This is a genomic window from Rhodobium orientis, from assembly GCF_003258835.1.
In the GTDB taxonomy this organism is placed as follows: domain Bacteria; phylum Pseudomonadota; class Alphaproteobacteria; order Rhizobiales; family Rhodobiaceae; genus Rhodobium; species Rhodobium orientis.
This window is the reverse complement of the sequence record NZ_NPEV01000027.1, coordinates 25,077-47,311: the sequence shown is the minus strand read 5'-3', so window position 1 is coordinate 47,311 and position 22,235 is coordinate 25,077. Positions and strand designations below refer to the sequence as shown.

20 protein-coding genes are annotated in these 22,235 nt (G+C 66.1%); 13 read left to right on the top strand and 7 right to left on the bottom strand.

Going from position 1 to position 22,235, the window contains the following annotated elements; translation table 11 throughout:
* Position 1: 1 nt before the first annotated feature.
* The 3 genes from CH339_RS13210 to CH339_RS13200 form a co-directional block, all read right to left on the bottom strand.
* Positions 2–1,219 (bottom strand): aminotransferase class I/II-fold pyridoxal phosphate-dependent enzyme, encoded by a 1,218-nt coding sequence (locus CH339_RS13210; protein ID WP_111434830.1) that lies wholly within the window; start codon positions 1,217–1,219, stop codon positions 2–4.
* Positions 1,220–1,325: 106 nt separating this feature from the next.
* Positions 1,326–1,826: a Crp/Fnr family transcriptional regulator gene (locus CH339_RS13205; RefSeq protein ID WP_111434829.1), complete on the bottom strand. Its 501-nt coding sequence runs from the start codon at positions 1,824–1,826 to the stop codon at positions 1,326–1,328.
* Between the two features lie 24 nt (positions 1,827–1,850).
* Positions 1,851–2,534 (bottom strand): response regulator transcription factor, encoded by a 684-nt coding sequence (locus CH339_RS13200; protein ID WP_111434828.1) that lies wholly within the window; start codon positions 2,532–2,534, stop codon positions 1,851–1,853.
* A gap of 171 nt (positions 2,535–2,705) precedes the next feature.
* On the opposite strand from CH339_RS13200, the gene CH339_RS13195 reads away from it, so the two are divergent.
* A complete protein-coding gene (locus CH339_RS13195; protein ID WP_111434827.1) occupies positions 2,706–3,242 on the top strand; it encodes a L,D-transpeptidase family protein in 537 nt (178 codons plus the stop codon).
* Position 3,243: 1 nt separating this feature from the next.
* Here the strand turns inward: CH339_RS13195 and CH339_RS13190 are convergent, their stop codons facing one another.
* Entirely contained in the window at positions 3,244–4,197 is a 954-nt protein-coding gene (locus tag CH339_RS13190) for an NAD(P)H-binding protein (RefSeq protein WP_111434843.1), read from the bottom strand.
* Between the two features lie 88 nt (positions 4,198–4,285).
* The gene (locus tag CH339_RS13185) at positions 4,286–4,579 is read right to left on the bottom strand and encodes a hypothetical protein (RefSeq protein ID WP_111434826.1); all 294 of its coding nucleotides are present in this window, start codon (positions 4,577–4,579) and stop codon (positions 4,286–4,288) included.
* A 170-nt stretch (positions 4,580–4,749) separates the two neighbouring features.
* On the opposite strand from CH339_RS13185, the gene dapF reads away from it, so the two are divergent.
* From dapF to CH339_RS13145, 8 genes are all read left to right on the top strand, one after another.
* Entirely contained in the window at positions 4,750–5,613 is an 864-nt protein-coding gene (gene dapF / locus CH339_RS13180; protein WP_111434825.1) for a diaminopimelate epimerase, read from the top strand.
* Positions 5,610–6,866: a tRNA (N(6)-L-threonylcarbamoyladenosine(37)-C(2))-methylthiotransferase MtaB gene (mtaB, locus tag CH339_RS13175; protein WP_111434824.1), complete on the top strand. Its 1,257-nt coding sequence runs from the start codon at positions 5,610–5,612 to the stop codon at positions 6,864–6,866. Before dapF ends, mtaB begins: the two co-directional genes overlap by 4 nt.
* Before the next feature lie 326 nt (positions 6,867–7,192).
* Complete coding sequence (ftsY, locus tag CH339_RS13170) at positions 7,193–8,479, top strand: signal recognition particle-docking protein FtsY (protein WP_210207376.1); 1,287 nt, start codon at positions 7,193–7,195, stop codon at positions 8,477–8,479.
* Between the two features lie 21 nt (positions 8,480–8,500).
* A complete protein-coding gene (locus CH339_RS13165) occupies positions 8,501–9,118 on the top strand; it encodes a septation protein A (protein ID WP_111434822.1) in 618 nt (205 codons plus the stop codon).
* Positions 9,119–9,532: 414 nt separating this feature from the next.
* Positions 9,533–9,832 (top strand): DUF2849 domain-containing protein, encoded by a 300-nt coding sequence (locus tag CH339_RS13160; RefSeq protein WP_111434821.1) that lies wholly within the window; start codon positions 9,533–9,535, stop codon positions 9,830–9,832.
* Positions 9,833–9,846: 14 nt separating this feature from the next.
* Positions 9,847–11,505: a nitrite/sulfite reductase gene (locus CH339_RS13155; protein ID WP_111434820.1), complete on the top strand. Its 1,659-nt coding sequence runs from the start codon at positions 9,847–9,849 to the stop codon at positions 11,503–11,505.
* Complete coding sequence (locus CH339_RS13150) at positions 11,492–12,241, top strand: phosphoadenylyl-sulfate reductase (protein ID WP_111434819.1); 750 nt, start codon at positions 11,492–11,494, stop codon at positions 12,239–12,241. Before CH339_RS13155 ends, CH339_RS13150 begins: the two co-directional genes overlap by 14 nt.
* Positions 12,242–12,251: 10 nt before the next feature.
* On the top strand, positions 12,252–12,794 hold the full coding sequence (locus tag CH339_RS13145) for a DUF934 domain-containing protein (protein ID WP_111434818.1): 543 nt from the start codon (positions 12,252–12,254) through the stop codon (positions 12,792–12,794).
* A gap of 546 nt (positions 12,795–13,340) precedes the next feature.
* Here the strand turns inward: CH339_RS13145 and acnA are convergent.
* The gene (gene acnA / locus CH339_RS13140) at positions 13,341–16,058 is read right to left on the bottom strand and encodes an aconitate hydratase AcnA (protein WP_111434817.1); all 2,718 of its coding nucleotides are present in this window, start codon (positions 16,056–16,058) and stop codon (positions 13,341–13,343) included.
* 328 nt (positions 16,059–16,386) lie between these two features.
* Here acnA and ccmA point away from each other — a divergent pair, with 328 nt between their 5' ends.
* The 3 genes from ccmA (at position 16,387) to CH339_RS13125 (ending at position 18,507) form a co-directional block, all read left to right on the top strand.
* Positions 16,387–17,007: a heme ABC exporter ATP-binding protein CcmA gene (gene ccmA, locus CH339_RS13135; RefSeq protein ID WP_111434816.1), complete on the top strand. Its 621-nt coding sequence runs from the start codon at positions 16,387–16,389 to the stop codon at positions 17,005–17,007.
* Positions 17,004–17,675, top strand: coding sequence for a heme exporter protein CcmB (gene ccmB, locus CH339_RS13130; protein ID WP_111434815.1), 672 nt, complete (start codon positions 17,004–17,006; stop codon positions 17,673–17,675). Before ccmA ends, ccmB begins: the two co-directional genes overlap by 4 nt.
* Before the next feature lie 70 nt (positions 17,676–17,745).
* Positions 17,746–18,507 (top strand): TIGR01458 family HAD-type hydrolase, encoded by a 762-nt coding sequence (locus CH339_RS13125; protein WP_111434814.1) that lies wholly within the window; start codon positions 17,746–17,748, stop codon positions 18,505–18,507.
* On the opposite strand, the gene CH339_RS13120 is transcribed toward CH339_RS13125, so the two are convergent.
* A complete protein-coding gene (locus CH339_RS13120) occupies positions 18,504–19,367 on the bottom strand; it encodes a DUF1028 domain-containing protein (protein ID WP_111434813.1) in 864 nt (287 codons plus the stop codon). The two genes, CH339_RS13125 and CH339_RS13120, sit on opposite strands and share 4 nt — an antisense overlap.
* A 385-nt stretch (positions 19,368–19,752) precedes the next feature.
* On the opposite strand from CH339_RS13120, the gene CH339_RS13115 reads away from it, so the two are divergent.
* Positions 19,753–22,080 (top strand): mechanosensitive ion channel domain-containing protein, encoded by a 2,328-nt coding sequence (locus CH339_RS13115; protein ID WP_111434812.1) that lies wholly within the window; start codon positions 19,753–19,755, stop codon positions 22,078–22,080.
* The last annotated feature ends 155 nt before the right edge of the window (positions 22,081–22,235 follow it).

Below are 22,235 nucleotides of genomic sequence, written 5' to 3'. Positions count from 1 at the left end.
CCTATCCAAACAGCTCTTTGATGCGCGAAAGCGCCTCTTCGACCCGGCTTTTCGTTTCCACCAGCGCCAGGCGCAGATAGCGCGCGCCGGGATTGCTGCCGTCGGCAAGCGTGCCGGAGAGATAGCCGCCCGGCACGGTGCGCACACCGGCCTCTCGCCACAGCCGCAGCGCGGCCTCTTCGCCACCGCCGACGGCCTCCATGTCGAGCCAGAGGAAAAAGCCGCCCGCCGGTGTCGTGGCGCCGAATCGTCCCTGAAGTATCTCCGCGGCGGCGTTAAATTTTTCGTTGTAGAGCTGCCGGTTGTCGATGACGTGGGCCTCGAAGCCGTAGGCCGCGGCGCCGACCGCCTGCAGCGGCAGCGGCACCTGGGGCGCCGACATGTTGCGAAGGCGGGTCCACTCGGTAAGGAAGCCCGGGTCGCCGGCGGCAAAGCCGCAGCGCAGGCCGGCAAGGTTGGAGCGCTTGGAGAGTGAATTGAAGACCATCAGGTTGGCGAAGTCGCCGCCGAGGTCGTTTGCCGCTTGAAGGGCGCCCGGCGGCGGGGTCTCCCGGAAGATCTCCGAGTAGCACTCGTCGGCGAACAGCATGAAGCCGTGCTTGCGGGCAAGGCCGATCATGGCCGCCCAGAAGTCGGCGCCGGCGACGGTGCCCTGGGGCGCGACGGGCGAGGCGATATAGGCCGCGACGAGGCGATCCAGGAGGTCCGGCGAGAGGGTGTCCGGATCGGGCAGGTAGCCGGTGTCCGGTCCTGACTCGATGAAGACGGGCTCCAGCTCCAGCGTGTGCGCGGCGGCCGCATAGGCGTGGTAGAACGGATTTGGCAGGAGGATCGCCGGGCGGGCGCCGTTGGCCCGGATGCGTTCTGCCGCCCTGTCGCGGGCGGTGATCGCGGCGGAGAAGAGGCCCTCGCGCGAGCCGGCGAGGATGGTGATGTGGCGGGCCGGGTCGACCGCCTCGCCGAGGCCGTAGCGGCGGTCGAGCCAGCCGGCGACGGTGGTGCGGAATTCCTCGGTGCCAAGGATCGGCGGATAGCGGGAGAACTCGGCGGTGTGCCGTGCCAGCGTGCCGGCGATGAAATCGGGCATGGCATGGCGCGGCTCGCCGATCGACAGGTCGATCGGCGACTTGCCGGGCTCGATGCCTGCAATCAGCGTCGCCAGTCGGCGAAACGGCGATTCCCCCGCCACCCCGCCACCGGGTCTTTCCACCGGCTGCATGTTTTCGCTCGTCTCCCACGCACAGACTCGTTCGGGAACGACGCTAGCAGCGCTGTGGTTAAACACTCATTAACCAAGCGGCGACGGATTGGCGAAAAGGCAGGTTTCAGCCGTCCTCGCCGAGGGAATCGGTAAACGGCTCCCCGGCCTCCGGGTCGATGGCGACGAGGCTGTCGCGGACCCGGTTGAGATCGCGGATCGTGCCCTTCAGGCGGTCCGCGTAAGACTGGTAGATGCGCACGGCGAGATCCGGATATTCGCGCAGGATGCGTCGGAAGAGCGAGCGGCGGATCTGGACGATCTCCGTCTCCTCGCCGGCGACGGCCCGGTTCTGGCAGACGGTCTCCGTCATCAGCGCCGTCTCGCCGATGAGGGCGCCGGGCTTCACCATCGCCAGGAGCTGCCGGTCGTCGGCGCTGCGCAGCTCGATCCGCCCGGAGCCGACGAGATAGGCGGTGCTGCCACGGTCGCCGGCCTCGAAAAGCACCGTGCCGGCCGCAAGCACGCGATCTTCCGAGCCGAAGGCGAGCAGGCGCAACTGCTCGTCGGTGAAGTCGGCGAGCAGTGGGACTTGGCGGAAGAGGTCGATGTCTTCTTCGAGCGTCATTGCCGGCAGGTTACGCGGATTCCTTTAGGGAACAAGCTTATAACCGCCGGCTTCCGTCACGAGAAGCTCTGCATTGGAGGGATCGCGTTCGATTTTCTGACGCAGGCGATAGATGTGGGTTTCCAGCGTGTGGGTGGTGACGCCGGAATTGTAGCCCCAGACCTCGTGCAACAGCACATCCCGGCCGACCGGCTTCTCGCCGGTGCGGTAGAGATATTTCAGGATCGAGGTCTCCTTTTCCGTTAGCCGCACCTTGGCGCCCTTTTCGTCGAGCAGCAGCTTGGCGCTCGGCCGGAACGTATAGGGACCGATGGAAAAGGTGGCATCCTCGCTCTGCTCGTGCTGGCGCAGATGGGCGCGGATGCGGGCGAGCAGCACGGCGAACTTGAACGGCTTGACCACATAGTCGTTGGCGCCGGCCTCAAGTCCGAGGATGGTGTCGGAGTCCGTGTCGTGGCCGGTCAGCATGATGATCGGTGCCTTGAAGCCGCTCTTTCTCAAGAGTTTCACCGCCTCGCGGCCGTCCATGTCGCTGAGGCCGACATCCATCAGCAACAGGTCGATATGGTCGCTGCGGGCCATCTGGACGCCCTTGGCGGCGCTGGATGCTTCGATGGACTCGAACTCCTCATAGAGCGACAATTGCTCCATCAGCGCTTCGCGCAAATCGTCGTCGTCGTCGACAATCAGAATCTTGCGGGCCGTCATGCGATCTCCCAAAGGTCTCGGCTTGCCGGTAAGGGGCTGCTCCCCTCGCGATTCCAGGATAGATGGGATCGGCGGCAAAGCATTGCGAGAATTCATAGGATGGCGCGAGAGATTGCGCCGGTCAAACGCGGATCACATCGTGGTGAACACCATATCAGTTGGGGAAAACACATGATATCCGCCGGTGAGGCGCCATTCGTCATCCGCGCCCGGGCAAAACCGGGGGAACCGCAACGGGGACTGGTCTCCTTTGCCGGCCTGACGGCTCCCTGCGCGCTCGGGCGCGGCGGGATCAAACGGCTAAAGAGCGAGGGGGACGGGGCAACGCCGGCGGGCGCCTTCCGCCTGCTTTCCGTCTTCTATCGGCCCGACCGGGGCGCGCGGCCGCAAACGCTCCTGCCGCTGATGGCGCTTCGGCCCGATCTCGGCTGGTGCGACGATCCGACCGACCGCAACTACAATCGTCCGGTGCGGCTGCCCTATCCGGCAAGCCACGAGGTCCTGTGGCGCGGCGACCGGCTCTACGACATCGTCGTCGTCCTCGACATCAATATCCGGCCGCGACGGCGCGGGGCGGGCAGCGCGCTCTTCTTCCACATCGCCAAACCGGACTTTCCGCCGACGGAGGGCTGCGTGGCCGTTGCGCCGGAGACGATGCGGCGCGTGCTGGAGATGGCGGGGGGCAATGCGGTGATGGTGGTGGGGTAGCTCAAAACACGGCGTGGTCGCCGCGGTCGTCGGCAATTTCGCCGCGCACGAGTTTGGCATAGAAATCGAAGAGGGTTTGGGTGCCGTAGGAGGGCGTTTTCTCGGCGTCGTAGCGGCTTGTAGCCTCGTCCCAGACCAGCATGGATTCCGTGGCGTAGTAGCGGCCGATCCGGGCAAATTCCGCCTTGGCCTTCAGGGACGGCACGACGGCGCCGCCAACCGATAGAAAACCGATGATGACGTCAAGGAGGGCCGGGGGCACGCGCTTGTAGCGGGGTTCCTGTCCGAGAAGGCGGAACAGCTCCTCGCCCTGGTCCTTCGGCGTGATCGCCGGGCCTGGGCCGCCGATGGGCAGGATCCGGTTCTGCAGTGCCGGATCGGTCAGGCAGTCGGCGAGGAAATTGCCGAGGTCGCCGTCGCTGATCGGCTTGCAGGCGGTGAGGGTGCCGTCGCCGAAGAGGAGATAGGGCTTTCCGGCCTTCAGGCGCCCGAGTTGGCCGGACAGAGACTTGAAGAAGGCGGTCGGGCGGACGATGGACCAGGTGAGGCCGGAGTCCTGCAATTCCGTCTCGAAGGCGAGCTTGGCCCTCTGGAATTCTAAGAGCGGCTTTTGCACGCAGATTGCGGAGAGCAGCACCATCTGCGGGATGCCGGCGGCCTTTGCCGCCTTCAGCGCGTCGGAGTGGGCCTTGTAGTCGATGGCCCAGGCGTCCCTCGGGGCGCCGGTGCGCGAGGCCATGCAGGAGACGAGCGCGTCGAAGCGTTCGCCGCAAAAGCCGTCGTTTTCCAGCGATGCTGGATCGACGACGTCGCCGAAGCGTGAGGTCGCTCCGGCAAGCTCCTGCGGCAGCGGGCGGTCATCGCGGCGCGGGCGCAGGAAAACGACCACCTCGTGCCCGCGGTCGAGCATTGCCCGTGCCGCGGCCCGGCCGATGGTGCCGGTGGCGCCAAGCATGAAGACACGTTTGGAGGCTTGGTCGATCATGGGCGCAGCCTAGACCGGGCGAAAACGGGCATAAAGCCGCCTTTGGCCGCAGCCCTTCTTACATCTGCCGCCGGCGCCAGCGCATCAGGTCGCGGACGAGAAATCCGAGGCCGATGACCGCCAGCAATCCGGGAATGCCGGTGAAAACGGTGAGCAACAGCACCGTCATGCCGAATTCGGCGACCCCCTGCGCCGTGCCGTTCGAACAGCGAATTGCGCCCTCGTTGAGGGTCGGGCAGGCATCGAGGAGAGTGACGGCGACCAGCGATCCGATTCCGGAAACGACCAGGACCAGCGCGGCGATGGAGGCGACCTTCAGGGCGAGGTAGGAGAGTTTCCAGACGATGCGCATGGCGGCTTCCTCTCCGGCCGGTCGTTCAGGCGGCGCTTACCCCAACCAAATGCCGATCCGGCCTGGCCGTTTCGCCCTCTGGCATTTTTGCGGGCTTTCGGCCATATAACAACGCTACGGCAAACACACGTTTCGGACATCCTGCGGTGACAACGGCACCCTTTCACAAGATGAACGGGCTCGGCAACGAGATCGTCGTTCTCGATCTGCGCGGCGGCGGCGCTGCCGGCGGCGATCTTGCGCGCGCGATCAACGCCCATCCGGCGACCAAGTTCGACCAGATGATGGTGATCCTGCCGCCGCGGGTCGCCGGCACCGATGCCTTCGTCGACATCTACAATTGCGACGGCACGCCGGCCGGCGCCTGCGGCAACGGCACCAGGTGCCTTGCCCATGTCCTAATGTCGGAGACTGGCAAGGACGCCCTGACGCTGCACACCGCGCCCGGCATCCTCAACGCCTGGCGGGAGGGACCGGACCGCTACCGGGTCGACATGGGCGTGCCGCGCTTCGGCTGGGACGAGATCCCGCTTTCCGAAGAATTCCGCGATACCCGCGCCATCGAGCTGCAGATCGGGCCGATCGATGCGCCGGTGCTGCATTCGCCGTCGGTCGCCAATGTCGGCAATCCGCACGCGATCTTCTGGGTCGACGACGTGGAGGCGCATGATCTCGGCCGCTTCGGGCCGATGCTGGAGCACCATCCGATCTTCCCGGAGGGCGCCAACATTTCGCTCGCCCATGTCACCGCCGCGGACGCGATCACCCTGAAGGTCTGGGAGCGCGGGGCGGGGCTGACCCGCGCCTGCGGCACGGCGGCCTGCGCCGCGACCGTTTCCGCCGCGCGCACCAAGCGTACGGGCCGTGCCGTCACCGTGACGCTGCCGGGCGGGCCGCTCAATATCGAATGGCGCGAGGCCGACGACCACATCCTGATGACCGGGCCGGTCGAGATGGAATTCTCCGGCATGGTCGACCTTGAGACCGGGGATTGGTCACGGGTCGACATGGCCGGCGAGGCGGCTCGTCCATGAGTGTCGACGTCATTACCTTCGGCTGCCGGCTGAACACCTACGAGTCCGAGGTGATCCGCCGCGAGGCCGGGGACGCGGGGCTGGAAAACGCCATTGTCTTCAACAGTTGCGCGGTGACGGCCGAGGCCGTTCGCCAGGCGCGCCAGGCGATCCGGCGCGCGCGGCGGGAAAACCCCAATGCGCGTATCGTCGTCACCGGCTGCGCGGCGCAGACCGAGCCGGAGGTGTTCGCGGAGATGGACGAGGTCGACCTCGTCCTCGGCAATTCCGGCAAGCTCGACGGCGCGACCTGGAAGGGGCTCGTCGATTTCGGCATCGAACGGGACGAAAAAATCCTCGTCGACGACATTATGGAGTTGAAGGAGACCGCGGCTCACTTGGTCGACGGGCTGGAGGGAAGGGCTCGCGCGTTCGTCCAGGTCCAGAACGGCTGCGACCACCGCTGCACCTTCTGCATCATCCCCTATGGCCGCGGCGCGTCGCGCTCGGTGCCCATGGGCGCGGTCGTCACGGAAATCCGCCGGCTGGTGGAAAACGGCTATGGCGAGGTGGTGCTGACCGGCGTCGACCTGACCAGCTACGGCCACGACCTGCCCGGAACGCCGACGCTCGGCGACCTCGTCGCGAAGATCCTTGCCCTGGTGCCGGAACTCACGCGGCTGCGGCTGTCGTCCATCGATTCCATCGAGGCCGATCCGGCGCTCATCCGCGCGCTCGCCGAGGAAGAGCGCCTGATGCCGCATCTGCACCTGTCGCTGCAGGCCGGCGACGACATGATCCTGAAGCGGATGAAGCGGCGGCACCTGCGCGACGACGCGATCCGCTTTTGCGAGGAAATCCGGGCCAGGCGTCCCGACGTCGTCTTCGGCGCCGACCTCATTGCCGGCTTTCCGACCGAGACCGAGGAAATGTTCCAGAACACGCTCGATCTCGTTGCCGCCTGCGGCCTCACCTATCTGCACGTCTTTCCGTTTTCGCCGCGGCCGGGAACGCCGGCGGCAAAAATGCCCCAGGTGGAGCGGGCGATCGCCAAGGAGCGGGCGGCGCGCTTGCGCGGTGCCGGGGCGGCGGCCTATGCCCGCCACCTTGCCGGCGAGATCGGCTCCAGGCGGCAGGTGCTCATTGAGCGCGACGGGCTGGGGCGGACCGAACAGTTTACCGAAACGGCCCTTGAGGGCGCGGCGCCGGGCGACATTGTCCCCGTGCGCATTGTCGGCCACACAAGGCGGCATCTCGTCGCCGAAGCGGCCTGACGTCTTAAAACAACAGGAATTTTAGTATGGGTGGGAACACAAAACCTGGCTTTTTCAGGCGGTTGTTCGGTGGCGGCAGCGATACCGCGCCGATCGAGCCGGAGACCTTTCAGCCGACCGTGCCGCATCTCGGCGAGGAAAAGCCTGCCGAGGCAGAGCCTGGTAAGGGCGAGGATGGCAAGGGCTCGTCGCTGGCCATCCGCCAGCGGATAGAGCTCTCGCCGCGCGAGAAGAAGCGCGAGGAAAAGCTCGCCCGGCGCCGCGAAAAGCTGATCCGAAAGATCAAGAAGCGGGCAGCTAAGGCTGCGGAAAAGCGCGAACGGCGGATGTCGCGGGAAGAAGCGCGAAGGCGCGAGGGCGGCTTCCTTGCTCGGCTGTTCGGCGGCAAGGCGGCGCCGGAAGCACTGCCGCCGGCGGAACGGCGCGAGGCGCTGCAGCCGCCGGCGCCCGCTCCCAAGCCGATCCCCGAAATCCCGGAACCCGTTGCGCCGCCGCCGCCGCCCGCGCCGCCGACGCCGGCACCGGTCGAGGTGGAGCGCCTGCCGCAGGTGCCGCCGCTCCCGGAAGAGGTCCCGCCCGCGGAAGAAGAGGTTCTGCCGCCGGAGGAGATCGCGCCGCCTCCCGCCGTTGAGGAAATCCCGCCGCCGGTCATCGTGCCGCCGGTCGAGGAGGAAGTGCCGCCGGCTCCACCGGCGGAAAAGGTCTCCTGGGTGCAGCGCCTGCGCCAGGGGCTCGGCCGCTCGTCCTCCGCGCTAACGGAGGGCATTTCCGGCGTCTTTTTGAAGCGCAAGCTCGATGAGGACACGCTGCAGGACCTGGAAGACATCCTGATCCAGAGCGACCTCGGCGTCGAGACCGCAATGACCATCACCGAGCGCCTAGCCGACGGGCGCTACGACAAGGAGGTCAGCGACGAGGAGGTGCGCGGCATCCTCGCCGAGGAGGTGGAAAAGGTGCTGGCGCCGGTCGCCGAGCCGCTTTCCGTCGATCCGGCGAAGAAGCCCCATGTCATCCTCGTTGTCGGCGTCAACGGCACCGGCAAGACGACGACCATCGGCAAGCTCGCCCAGAAGCTCTCCGACGAGGGGCGCTCGGTAATGCTGGCCGCCGGCGACACCTTCCGGGCCGCGGCCATCGAGCAGCTCAAGATCTGGGGCGAGCGCACCGGCGCTCCCGTGATCGCCCGCGAGACCGGGGCGGACGCCGCCGGCCTTGCCTTCGATGCGCTGACCGAGGCGAAGGCCTCCGGCACCGACGTCCTCCTCATCGACACCGCCGGCCGGCTGCAGAACAAGGCCGAGCTGATGGCCGAGCTGGAAAAGGTCGTCCGGGTCATCAAGAAGCAGGAGCCGGACGCACCGCACACGGTGCTCCTGACGCTCGACGCCACCACCGGCCAGAACGCCCTCAACCAGGTGGAGATTTTCCGCCAGACGGCGGGCGTCACCGGCCTCGTCATGACCAAGCTCGACGGCACGGCGCGCGGCGGCATCCTCGTCGCCATCGCCGCCAAGCACGGCCTGCCGGTGCATTTCATCGGCGTCGGCGAGAGCGTCGAAGACCTTGAGCCGTTCAACGCGGCCGATTTCGCCCGGGCGATTGCCGGGCTCTAGAGTCGCGAAGGAAAAGCGCCCATGACCGAGACCGCCACCGACAAGAAGACGCCGTCCTCCGGCTTCAAGTTCCTGCTCGATTTCGGGCCGCTGGTGGCGTTCTTCGCGACCTATTTCACGGTCGATCCGGTGACGGTCGGCGGCGAGGTCTACAAGCCGATCGTCGTTGCCGGCGTCGTACTGGCGCTCCTGACGGTGATCACGCTGACGATCTCCTATGTGCGCTACCGGCACATCCCGACCATGCCGCTGGTTTCCGGCGTCCTCGTCGTCGTCTTCGTGGTGCTGACCGTCATCTTCAACGACGACACCTTCATCAAGATCAAGCCGACCATCGTCTATTGCCTGTTCGCCGCGGCGCTGCTCGGCGGGCTGGCGCTCGGCAAGCCGCTGTTGCGGAAGCTGTTCGACGGTGCGTTCCAGCTCGATGAGAAAGGCTGGCGCATCCTGACCCTGCGCTGGGGCCTCTTCTTCATCGTCATGGCCGTCGTCAACGAATTCGTCTGGCGGAACTTTTCGGAAGAAAGCTGGGTCGCCTTCAAGACCTTCGGCTTCCTGCCGATCACGGTGCTCTTTGCGTTTTCCCAGATGCCGCTGATGAGCCGCCACGCCGTCGAGACGGAGGACGGCGAGGGCTGATCCCGGCCTTCCTCGGACAAAGATACTTTTTTCGAAATATGTTCTTTTCGCATATCTGCATGTGCTGACATGCGGTTCGAGTTGACGGGAATGCAGCGTTTTTCCGCGCTCGCTATTCGACCTGTCTTGTCGTCGGTGAAACAAGATTTCGCCAAGCCATCCGCCCTTTCGGAGAAATGACGGAACGGACGCGCTACGTCTTGTGCGCTGCGACAAATGGTATTCTCCGGCCGGGCGCGGTTGCCGGAATTGAAATTCTTTTTTACCTTCCGGCGTTTACCGCCCCAATTTTGGAACATACTTCTTTCTTCATCGTGGAAACGCCCGACGTGTTGTGCACTGCCGAAAATCTTCCGACAGCCGGCACGCAAGCGGACGGGCGGCTGCGCATTGTCATTGCGAAGGGAGCGGACGATGAAGAGCATTACGGCCAACCGGCTCAAGGACGGCGAAGCGGTCTGGCTCGACGCGCGCGGCGCGTGGGTCACCGATGCCCGCCGTGCAGCAGTGTTCCGGAGCGACGACGAGGCGGCGGCGATGCTGGAGACTGTTTCCCGGCAGGCAGATGTGGTGGTCGAACCCTATGCCATCGACGTGACGGTGGAGGCCGGCACCATGGTGCCGGTTCGCCTGCGCGAGCGCATCCGGGCAAGGGGCCCGACCGTGCGCACCGATCTCGGCCCGCAGGCGGCGCTTGCCGCCGTTGCGGCCTGAGGGAGGGCGGAGCGATGTATGTTTACGACGATTTCGACGCCGCCTTCGTCAAGGCGCGGGTGGCGCAGTTTCGCGACCAGGTGAACCGCCGGCTCTCCGGCGAGCTGACCGAGGAGCAGTTCAAGCCGCTGAGGCTGATGAACGGCGTCTACCTGCAGCTCCACGGCTATATGCTGCGCGTCGCCATCCCCTACGGCGTCCTCAATAGCGCGCAAATGCGCATGCTTGCCCATGTGGCGCGGCGCTACGACAGGGGCTACGGCCATTTCACCACGCGCCAGAACATCCAGTACAACTGGCCGAAGCTTGTCGAGATCCCGGACCTGCTGGACGACCTCGCCAGGGTCGAGATGCATGCGATCCAGACCTCCGGCAACTGCATCCGCAACACGACGGCCGACCCCTTCGCCGGTGCTGCGGCCGACGAGTTCGTCGATCCGCGGCCCTATGCGGAGATCATCCGCCAGTGGTCGTCGCTGCATCCGGAGTTCTCGTTTCTGCCGCGCAAGTTCAAGGTGGCGATCACCGGCGCCACGGTCGACCGGGCGGCGATCAAGGTGCACGACATAGGCCTGAAGGCGCTGCGCGGCGCGGACGGCGAGGTCGGATTCGAGGTCTTTGTCGGTGGCGGCCAGGGCCGCACGCCGATGATCGCCAAGAAGGTTCGCGATTTCCTGCCTGAGGAAGATCTGCTCTCCTATCTGGAGGCGATCCTGCGCGTCTATAACCTCCACGGTCGCCGGGACAACAAGTACAAGGCGCGGATCAAGATCCTCGTCCACGAGACCGGCACCGAGGAGCTGAAGGCCGAGATCGAGGCGGAATGGGAGCGCATCCGCGAGGGGGCGCTGAAGCTGCCAAAAGCGGATGTTGCGCGAATCGCAGCATTCTTTGCGCCGGCCGGCCTCGCCGAGCGTCCGGATGCCGCGTCCAAGCTCGCTACTGAGCGCGCCTCGGATGCCGGGTTCGACGCCTGGGTTTCCCGGAACGTCGTCGCCCACAAGGTCGAGGGCTACGGCATCGCGACGATCTCCCTCAAAGCCGTCGGCGAGATCCCGGGCGATGCCAGCGCGGAGCAGATGGAGGCCGTCGCCGACCTTGCCGAACGGTTCGGACACGACGACATCCGCGTCACCCACGAGCAGAACCTCGTGCTGCCCCATGTCGGGCTCGACGACCTGAAGGCCGTCTACGATGCGCTCGTTGAGGCCGGCCTTGCCAGCGCCAATGCGGGGCTTATCTCGGACATTATCGCCTGCCCGGGGCTTGACTACTGCGCGCTGGCCAACACAAGGTCGATCCCGATCGCCACGCGGATCGCCGAACGCTTCGCCGATGCGGAGCGCCAGCGGCTGATCGGCGACATGAAGATCAAGATATCCGGCTGCATCAATGCCTGCGGCCACCACCATGTCGGCCATATCGGCATCCTCGGCGTGGAGAAGAAGGGCCAGGAATTCTACCAGATCACCCTTGGCGGCTCGGCCGGCGACGAAACCTCCATCGGCGCGGTGGCCGGGCGCGGCTTTTCGGAAGACGCGGTGATCGATGCGGTGGAGGGGCTGGTCGACTTCTATCTCACTGAGCGGCGGGACGCCGGGGAGACGTTCCTTCAAACCTATCGGCGGCTCGGGCCGGAGCCGTTCAAGGGAGTGCTTTATGGCGCACAATGACGCTCCGCGTCGCAATTACCGTCCGCAGGATGTCGACCTGGCCGAGCTGGAGGCGCGGTTTGCCGGTGCCTCGCCCCAGGAGGTCCTGGAGTTCGCCATCTTCGACCTGTTCCCGGACGATACCTCCAGCGTCACCAGCTTCGGCGCGGAATCGGCCGTGCTTTTGCACATGATCGCCGGCATCAAGCCGGACCTGCCGGTCATTTTCATCGATACCGGCAAGCATTTCGGCGAGACGTTGCGCTACCGCGACGAGATCATTGCGAAGTTCGGATTGACGGGCGTTCAGACGATTCATCCGGACGAGGAAGAACTGGCGCGGGTCGATCCCGACGGCATGCTGTTCTCCACCGATGCCGACTGGTGCTGCGTCATCCGCAAGGCGCGACCGTTGAACCGGGCCCTCGGGCCCTACAAGGCCTGGATTTCCGGGCGCAAGCGCTACCAGTCGTCGACGCGTTCGGAACTCAATCTCTTCGAGGTCGCCGACGGGCGCATCAAGGTCAATCCGCTCGCCGCCTGGGGCGCCGCGGAGCTTGAAGGCTATGCCAAGGAGCACGAGTTGCCGGCCCATCCGCTGGTGCCGATGGGGTATTTGTCCATCGGCTGCATGCCCTGCACCTCGCCGACGCTGCCGGGCGAAGACCCGCGCGCCGGGCGCTGGCGCGGCTCCCAGAAGACCGAATGCGGCATCCATTTTGCTGGCGGCAAGCTGACCCGCACGAAAAAGAGCTGAGGACGGAACGATGACGACGATCGATCAGGCGGAATCTGTCGCCATCTGGCGCGAGGGCAGCTTCGTCGACGATTCTTGGACCATGGTAGCCGACGAGGTTCCGCTGCCGGAACGCGACGTCATCGTCTCCGTGGTGCGGTTCTCCGAGGACCGCGAGGTGCTCCTTTCGCGCAATGGCCGGCTCGGCCTCCTGATCGACACCGACGACGACCTTGATGCAACTGTCGCCGCCGTCGGCGATCTGTCGCGGCTCTCGCTCATCGCCCTGTCGTTTCCGAAATTCCAGTTCGGCCAGTCCTATTCCCGGGCGCGGCTGCTGCGCGAGCGGCACGGCTTTTCCGGCGAGCTGCGCGCCGTCGGCGACATTCTGATCGACCAGATCCCGTTCATGCTGCGCTGCGGGTTTGAGAGCTTCGAGATTTCCCACGAGCCGACCCGCGCGGCGTTGGAGCGCGGCGACCTTCCCGCCATCGACCTCTTCTACCAGCCGCTCGACGAGGGCGCGGAGGCGCCCGTCGCCGGGCGGTCGTGGCTGCGGCGGGCGGCGGAGTAGGGCGCTCTCGCGGCACCTGAGGCGTCATCGCGAGACGCCGCAGGCGCCGTGGCGATCCAGAAGCCGCAAGCTCGGAGCGTGCCGCCCTGGATTGCCGCACTCGCTGCGCTCGTTCGCAATGACGCTGAGAGGGATGGGCGCTACCTTTCACGCGCCCTGAGATCCGGCGGGTTTTCCTCTTCCCTTGCCACACACTCTGTCGTCACCCCGGACCCCGATCCGGGGCCTATTGCCCCTGTCCAAACGGCATGCCGTTGGCGGGCGGATGATGACGCTTGCGACGGACGCCGTGCGGACATCCGATAGGGGCTACCGCGTTGATAGGGGCAATGGGTCCCGGCTCTCCGCTTCGCTACGGCCGGGATGACGCCGAGGGGAACGCGGTGAGCAAGAGGCGCGGGAGCTGAGTCATGGGCGGCCGCGATGCAAGATCAGGCGCCGCCAAGAAAAGCCTCCCAACGACATCGTGGGACGATAAATCAACAAAAAAACCGCGCGGCGTTTTTCACGCCGCGCGGCTTCAATCCGTCAACAAACCCTGCCGCGTCAGGCGGCGAGGTTGCGCAGGACGTAGTGCAGGATGCCGCCGTTCTTGTAGTATTCCAGCTCGTCCTCGGTATCGATCCGGCACAGAAGCGGCACGACCTTTTTCTTTTTCTTGGTGCCGGGATAGGAGATCTCCGCCTCCAGCGTCATGCGCGGCTTCAGGCCCTCGGACAGTCCCTTGATGGTGACCGTCTCGGTGCCGTCGAGCTTCAGGGACTTCCAGCTATCCTCGCCGGTGAAGACCAGCGGCAGGACGCCCATGCCGACCAGGTTGGAGCGGTGGATGCGCTCGAAGGATTCGGCGATGACGGCGCGGATGCCGAGGAGCGTCGTGCCCTTGGCCGCCCAGTCGCGCGAGGAGCCGGTGCCGTATTCCTTGCCGGCAAAGACCACCAGCGGCACGCCCTCGTCCTTGTAGCGCATGGCCGCGTCGTAGATCGACATTTCGTCGCCGGACGGCTGGTGCTTGGTGTAGCCGCCTTCGACGCCCGGAACCATCTGGTTCTTGATGCGGATGTTGGCGAAGGTGCCGCGCATCATCACCTGGTGATTGCCGCGGCGCGAGCCGTAGGAGTTGAACTCGGCGCGGCTGATCTGGTGCTCCGACAGGTACTTGCCGGCCGGCGACTTCTCCATGATGGAACCGGCGGGCGAGATGTGGTCGGTGGTGATGGAGTCGAGGAAGAGGCCGATGACCCGGGCGTTCTCGATGTCGGTGACCGGCTCCGGCTCCATCTTCATGCCCTCGAAATAGGGCGGGTTCTGGACGTAGGTCGACGACATCGGCCAGTCATAGGTGAGCGAGCCCTCGACCTTGATGCCCTGCCAGTTCTCATCGCCCTCGAAGACGTTGCCGTAGCGGTCCTTGAACATCTTCTTGGAGATCGACTTACGGATCAGGTCGGTGATCTCCTTGGTGCTCGGCCAGATGTCCTTCAGATAGACCGGCTTGCCCTTCTTGGTGTAGCCGATCGGGTCCTTGGTCAGGTTGATCTTCATGGAGCCGGCGATGGCGTAGGCGACGACCAGCGGCGGCGAGGCCAGGTAATTGGCGCGCACGTCCGGGTTGACGCGGCCCTCGAAGTTGCGGTTGCCGGACAATACGGAACACGCAACGAGGTCGTTCTTGGAGACCGCGTCGGAGATTTCCGGCGGCAGCGGGCCGGAGTTGCCGATACAGGTGGTGCAGCCATAGCCGACGAGGTTGAAGCCGAGCTTGTCGAGGTCCTTCTGCAGGCCGGCTTTTTCCAGGTAGTCGGTGACCACCTTGGAGCCCGGGGCGAGCGAGGTCTTGACCCAGGGCTTCACCTCAAGGCCCTTTTCGCGGGCATTGCGGGCAAGCAGCCCGGCGCCGATGAGGACGCTCGGATTGGAGGTGTTGGTGCAGGAGGTGATCGCCGCGATCACCACGTCGCCATTGCCGAGATCGTGGTCGCGGCCCTCGACCTCGACGCGCTTGTCGAGTTCGGCGAGTTTGTCCCACTCCTTCTCCATGGAAAGCGCGAAGGCTTCCGGCGCGGTGTCGAGCGCGATGCGGTCCTGCGGGCGCTTCGGACCGGAGATCGAGGGCACGACCGTCTCCATATCGAGTTCCAGCGTGTCGGTGAACTCCGGATCCGGCGTCTTGTTGGTGCGGAAGAGGCCCTGCTCCTTGGCGTATTCCTCGACCAGCTCGATGCGGGCCGACTTGCGGCCGGTGGCCTCAAGGTAGTCGATGGCTTCGGCATCTACGGGGAAGAAGCCGCAGGTGGCGCCGTATTCCGGACCCATATTGGCGATGGTGGCGCGGTCTTCCAGCGTCATGTTGGACAGGCCCGGGCCATAGAACTCCACGAACTTGCCGACGACGCCCTTCTTGCGCAGCATTTCGACGACGGTCAGCACCAGGTCGGTGGCGGTGACGCCCTCGTTGAGCTTGCCGGTGAGCTTGAAGCCGATGACCTCCGGGATCAGCATGGAGATCGGCTGGCCGAGCATGGCGGCCTCCGCCTCGATGCCGCCGACGCCCCAGCCCAGCACGGCCAGGCCGTTGACCATGGTGGTGTGCGAATCGGTGCCGACGAGGGTGTCCGGATAGGCGAACTCGACGGTCTCCTTGCCCTTCTTGGTCTTGACCTTGTCCTTGCGGGTCCAGACCGTCTGGGCGAGGTATTCCAGGTTGACCTGGTGGCAGATGCCGGTTCCCGGCGGCACGACGCGGAAATTGTCGAACGCCTCCTGGCCCCAGCGCAGGAACTCGTAGCGCTCGCCGTTGCGCTTGTATTCAAGCTCGACGTTCTGGGAAAAGGCCATCTTGGTGCCGAAGGCATCGACCATGACCGAGTGGTCGATGACGAGGTCGACCGGGACCTGCGGGTTGATCTTCTCCGGATCGCCGCCGAGCTTGGTCGTGGCGTCGCGCATGGCGGCCAGGTCGACGACGGCCGGAACGCCGGTGAAGTCCTGCATCAGCACGCGGGCCGGGCGGAACGCGATCTCGCGGTCGGAGCGCTTGTCCTTCAGCCAGCCGACCATCGCCTTGATGTCGTCGGCGGTGACCGTGCGGCCGTCCTCGAAGCGCAGGAGGTTCTCAAGCAGCACCTTCAGCGAGAAGGGCAGGCGCGAGGCGCCCTCCAGGCCGTTCTTTTCGGCCGCCTTGAGGCTGAAGATTTCGTAGGATTTCTTGCCGACCTTGAGGGTCTTGCGCGCCTTGAAGCTGTCGAGCGACTGAGATGTCACGGCTGGCGGTTCCTTCGTCTTGAGGCGGGCTGGCGTATCGTGACCGCGCGAGGAGTACGCGTGCCGGGCCGGAGCCAGGGTGACACGCCGCCAGCGTTCGGTGAATGCGGGGCCTTGGGCTCGGTTCGCATGCCCTATAGCGAATTTTTTAGGGCGATTCCATATGAACGAAAGGCGTTTGCGCAAATTCCGGAGATCGGAGCGTCGATTTATCGGCGTCGGATGGACGCGCTGGGGTCCGAATGGCGTGCGGAGATGCTTCGCGACTGGACTTCCGGCGGGCCGGCGTTTACCGAACGGGGCGAAGCGCAGTCAGAACGGATCCTCCATGGGCGATCTTGCGATCGAAGGGCGCGGCCTCGTTTGCGACCGGGGCGGGCGCCGGGTTTTTGCCGGTGTCGATTTCGACGTTTCGGCCGGCGAGGCGCTGGTCGTCACCGGGCCGAACGGCGCCGGCAAGTCGAGCCTCTTGAGGACCATCGCCGGTCTGATCGAACTGGCCGACGGCACGCTGGAGCTGACCGGCGGCGACCCGGAACTGCCGCTCGGCGCGCACTGCCACTATTTCGGCCACGAGAATGCGTTGAAGACCCAGCTCACCGTGCGCGAGAACCTGGAGTTCTGGCACCGCTATTACGGCGACTGCGGCGTCTCGGTGCTGGAGGCCCTCGACCGGGTCGGCATCGGCCATCTCGACCATCTTCCGGCAGCGGTCCTGTCCGCCGGCCAGCGGCGGCGGCTGGCGCTCGCCCGGCTCGTCGTCTCGCACCGGCCGGTGTGGCTGCTCGACGAGCCGACGGCGGCGCTGGACGTCGCCAGCGAGGTGCGGCTCGGCGAACTGATGTCCGCCCACCTCCTCGCCGACGGGCTGATCATCGCCGTCACCCATGGCTCCCTGCCGCTGGCGGAGACCAAGTCGCTCAAGCTCGGGGAGGCGCGGGTCGCATGACAGGTGCCTTTTCCGCCCTTTTCGTCCGGGAGATCCGGCTTGCCGTGCGCGTCGGCGGCGGCGCGCTGATGGGCGTTCTTTTCTTCCTCACCGTCGTCTCCGTCTTTCCCTTTGCGGTCGGCCCGGACCTCAAGCTGCTGTCGCGCATCGGCCCGGCGATCCTGTGGATCGGGGCGCTGCTGGCAACGCTTCTCTCCCTCGACCGGCTGTTCCAGTCGGAGCGGGACGACGGCACGCTCGACCTCTTGCTGCTCGGCGAGCACCCCATCGAGGTGCTGGTTTTCGTCAAGGCGATGGCGCACTGGGTGGCGACCGGGCTGCCGCTTGTGCTGGCCGCGCCGGTGCTCGGCATCTTCGTCAACCTGCAACCGATCGCCATCGGCGCGGTCATGGCGACGCTCTTTGTCGGAACGCCGGCGCTGACGGCGATCGGGGCCATCGGCGCCGCGCTCACCGTCTCGCTGCGGCGTGGCGGCGTGCTGCTCGCCATCCTCGTTCTGCCGCTGACGATCCCGGTTCTGATCTTCGGGGTCTCGGCCGCGACGGCCGCCGTCACCGAGCCGACGCCGTTCCTGACGCCGTTTCTGTTCCTGTGCGGCCTGTCGCTGCTGTCGATGGTCTTTGCCCCCATCGCCGCCGCCGCGGCACTGAGGCGCTCGGGGGACTGATCGCGGGCGGGCTTGCCCGTTGGGATGAGCCGACATTGACGCTGTATACGGTCGGCGGCATCATTCCGTCATGGCCAGATGCGTGCTCCTCGACCTTTCCGGCGTCGTCTATGAGGGCGACCATGCGATCCCCGGCGCGATCGACGCCGTCGGGCGGCTACGCACGGCCGGGCTCGGGCTCCGGTTCCTTACCAATACGACGCGCACGCCGAAGGCGAAGCTGATCGAGCGGCTGCAAGGGATGGGCCTTGAGATATCTGCCGACGAGGTGGCGACGCCGGCGCAGGTCGCCTGCGACTGGCTCAATGCGCGCGGGCTCAAGCCGCATCTGCTGGTGCACGAGGCCCTTGTCGGCGAGTTCGAGGGCTGCGGCGGCACGACGGGCGATGCCGTCGTCGTCGGCGATGCGGGCACGGGTTTTACCTATGAGGCGATGAACGCGGCGTTCCGCAAGCTCGTCGACGGCGCGGATTTCCTGGCGCTTGCCCGCAACCGCACCTTCAAGGACGCGGACGGGAAGCTCAGCCTCGACGCCGGAGCGTTCGTTGCGGCGCTGGAATTCGCCACACGGCGCGAGGCCACCGTCCTCGGTAAGCCGTCGCCGGATTTCTTCGACACGGTGCTGGAAAGCCTCGGCGCAACCCGGGAAGAGGCCGTCATGGTCGGCGACGATGCGGAATCCGACGTTGCCGGGGCGCTTGCCGCCGGCATTGGCGCCGCGCTGCTGGTGCGCACCGGCAAATACCGGCCGGGCGACGAGGACGCCGTCGAGCCGACGCCGACGGCGGTCGTTGCCGACCTTGCCGAAGCGGTCGAGCGTATCCTGGGTTAGTCGCTGCGCTTGGCGCGGATGTCGGCCAAAACTTCCAGGTCGATGAGGGCGTCCTCGCGGATGCGGTTGTCGTAGTTCTCCCTCCCCATGAAGCGGGCGAAGGCCGCGATCTTGTCCGCGTCCCAGTCCGGCGCCGGCGTGCCCGTGAGGTAGCCTTCGTCGACGAGAATCTTCGTCAGGTATGCGGCGGTCTCAGCATCGACCGGGACGAGGTTTTGCTCCTCGCTCGGGAAATAGGAGAGCCGGTGGAGGCCGTAGCAGCGGGAGAGTTCGGCGATCGGGTCCGCGTGGTCGTAGATGGAGATGTCGACCAGCATTTGCTGTCGCCCGCCATAGCCCGCGCCGTCCTGGAAGATCTGCAGGCCGGCGGACTGGACGCCGCGGAGTTCGCCGCCGGCCGCCTCGCCGCTCGACAGCGCCGCGATCAGGCGGGTGGCGAAATCGCCGTCCGTCTTGGCAAAGCCGTCGACCATCGCCTGCAGCACCTGGGGGCCGGCAAGGCCGTTGCCGTGGGCAAGGCAGGAGTTCCCCTCAAGCGCGCCGGCAAAGCCTGCCCAGCCGCGCACCTCCTCGCCGGTGAAGCGGGCCGAGCCCTCGGGCGTCAGGATCGCAAGCTGGCGCTCTGCCTTGTTCTCGTCGCCGTCCAAAAGGATGTCGAGTGTCGTTTCGGGTGCAACGCCGAGCCGCAACAGCTCCAGCCCGCGCGCGCCATGGTCCGGGTTGGAAAAGGCCTGTGTGGCAATAACGCCGACCTTCGCGGCGCCGTGGCAGATCAGCGTCGAGACGCCGGGGAATTTCGATTGCACGGCAATGCCGAGCGCACCGGTTGTTTCGTCATGGGCGAGGATCGAATAGGTCATGGTCCGTTAGGTGGGGCAGGAGCGGGGCGGGAACAATACTGTCGGTTGTCGATTATGCCGTTGCCGATGCGGTCGGGAAGCGCGGAAAGCGGTCGTTCACCAAGGATCAACCGGCTCCGGTTTGTCGGCCGCATGGCCGGGCGGTCCACCGTGACGGCTTCGATTTTCGCCCTATAACCCGCATTCGCGTGCGGCACGACGTTTGGAGTAACGCCGGGCGCGGCGGTGAGGAGGCTCTCGCCGACCTTCCAAGCCGGGCAGATCCTGCGCGCCCTCCCGCGGGTGCTGCCCGTCCACCAGGCATTGCGGCCGTCCCGCCCCCGATGGCGGATCGGCCGGTGTCGTCCGGTGTGCAAACAAAGAAACAGACCTGGGACAGTCCACAATGACCAACGTCGCGAGCCTCGCCCCGCTTCGCAATGTGCTGATCGCAACGCTCCTCGTTCTCTTTTCCTCCGCCGCGCTGGCGCAGGAGGCGGGCCCCTCCGCCGGGGCGCCTCAGGCCGAGCCGGCCACGTCCGAGACCGCCCCCGCCGAGGTGACGCCCTCCGAGGCGGGCGCCGCGCAAAGCCAGACCGCGCGGCTTCTGGAGATTCTCAAAGACGATGCCGCCCGCGCCGCGCTGATCGACGAGTTGGAGCGCGCGGCCGCCGCACCGGCCCCGGGATCCGCGGCGGGCGATGCGGCGCCTGCGGCGGAACCCCCGGCCTCGATCGGCCGCAGCCTGGCGCTTTTCACCCAGGAGATAGCGGAAAACACCGCACATCAGCTTCAGCGCGGCTGGCATAGCCTGGCCGGCGCCAAGCGGATGTTCTCCAGCCTCGGCACGAACCAGGTCGAGGTGCTGATCGATGCCTTCGGCGACCTCCTGCTGGTGATCGCGATCACCGTCGCGATCTTCCTGACGCTGCGCGGACTGATGACGCCCGTCTACCGGCGCATGGGCGCGCGCGCCTCCGATTCCTCCCTGGTGCACACCGCGTTTCTGTTCGCCGGCTCCGTCCTCCTCGACATGCTGATCGTCCTTGCCGCCTGGGGGATCGGCACCGTCATCGCGGTTCTCGTCTTCGGCCAGTTCGGCAATATCGGCATCCGCCAGACGCTCTATCTCAACGCCTTCCTGGTCGTGGAAACGATCAAGGTGGCGGTCCGCGCGGTGCTCTCGCCGGTGGCGAAGGGGCTCAGGCCGCTGCCGCTGTCGGACGGGGCGGCGCGCGCTCTCTCCCGCAGCGCCAACATCGTCGTCAGCGTGCTCGGCTACGGCCAGCTCCTCGTGGTGCCGATCATCAATTCCAACGCCACCTATCTCGCCGGGCGCAGCATGTCGGCGCTGATCCTCTTGTTCGTGCTGGCCTATCTGGTGACGCTGGTGCTGCGGCGGCGCAGGCCGGTCTCGGAGTGGCTGATGAGGCGGATTTCGCCGCCGCAGCCGGTGCTCGACGAAGACGGCCAGCCGACCGGCGAGATGGCGCCGTCGCAGAAAACGCCCTCGCGGCTCGTGCGCACCCTCGCCCAGAGCTGGCACTGGTTCGCGCTGGCCTATCTCGCGGTGATGTTCTTCATCGTGTTGACGCGGCCGGCAACGGCGGTCTTTGCCGCCGTGTTCGCATCGGTCGAGATCGTGCTGGCGGTGGTCGTTGCCTCGCTGGTCTCGGCGATGATCGCCAAGGCGATCGCCCGCGGCGTCAGCCTGCCCGAAAGTCTCAATGCCCGCCTGCCGATGCTGGAGCGGCGGCTCAACCGGCTGATCCCCTCTTTCCTCATCGCGGTCCGGATCGCGATCGGCGTCGCGCTCATCCTCTTTGCGCTCGACGTCATCGGCGCCATCGACGTTGCCGGCTGGCTCGGCACGGACCTCGGCCTGCGCTTCACCGGCACGACGGCGAGCGTCACGCTGATCCTCGTCATGGCGCTGGCGTTCTGGCTGGCCATGACCTCGTGGGTCGACTACCGGCTGAACCGGGATCCGCTGACGGCGCCGACCGCGCGGGAGACCACCCTGCTGTCGCTCCTGCGCAATGCCGTCACCATCGTGCTGGTGGTGCTCACCCTGATGTTTTGCCTGTCGGAGATCGGCATCGATATCGGCCCGCTCCTGGCGTCGGCCGGCGTCCTCGGCCTTGCCATCGGCTTCGGCGCCCAAAAGATGGTGCAGGACATTATCACCGGGGTCTTCATCCAATTCGAGAACGCCGTCAATGTGGGCGACGTGGTGACGCTGGCCGGCACCAGCGGCGTCGTCGAAAAGCTCACCGTGCGTTCGGTCTCGCTACGCGACCTCAACGGCGTCTTCCATGTCATCCCGTTCTCCTCGGTCGACATGGTCTCCAACTTCACCCGCGGCTTTGCGTATTTCGTCGCCGACATGGGCGTCGCCTACCGCGAGGACACGAGCGAGGCGAAACAGGCGATGTTCGACGCCTTCGAGGAACTGCGCCAGAACCCGGAGCACGCCCCGTCCATCGTCGGCGACTTCGAATGGTTCGGCCTCAACAGCTTCGGCGCCAGCGAAATCATCCTGCGCGGCCGCATCAAGACCCTGCCCGGCAAACAATGGGGCATCGGGCGCGCCTACAACGAAATCGTCAAACGCATCTTCGACGACCGCAACATCGAAATCCCGTTCCCGCACCAGACGATTTATTTTGGGGAGCGGAAGGACGGGAGTACGCAGACGCTGCATGTGGCGAGTGAGGGGGAGAAGGGGGAGTGAGGGGGTCAGGGCGCTGTTTTGGAAACGGAGCGACGGAAAAGGGCGGGAAGCGGACTTTCGCTGCAGCTGGCACAAGCGGCCGCAATGCGGACAAAGTAAGCACTCGCGGCGATCGAACCAACGACCGCTTTTTTGGGTCTCCATCATTGTCGCGG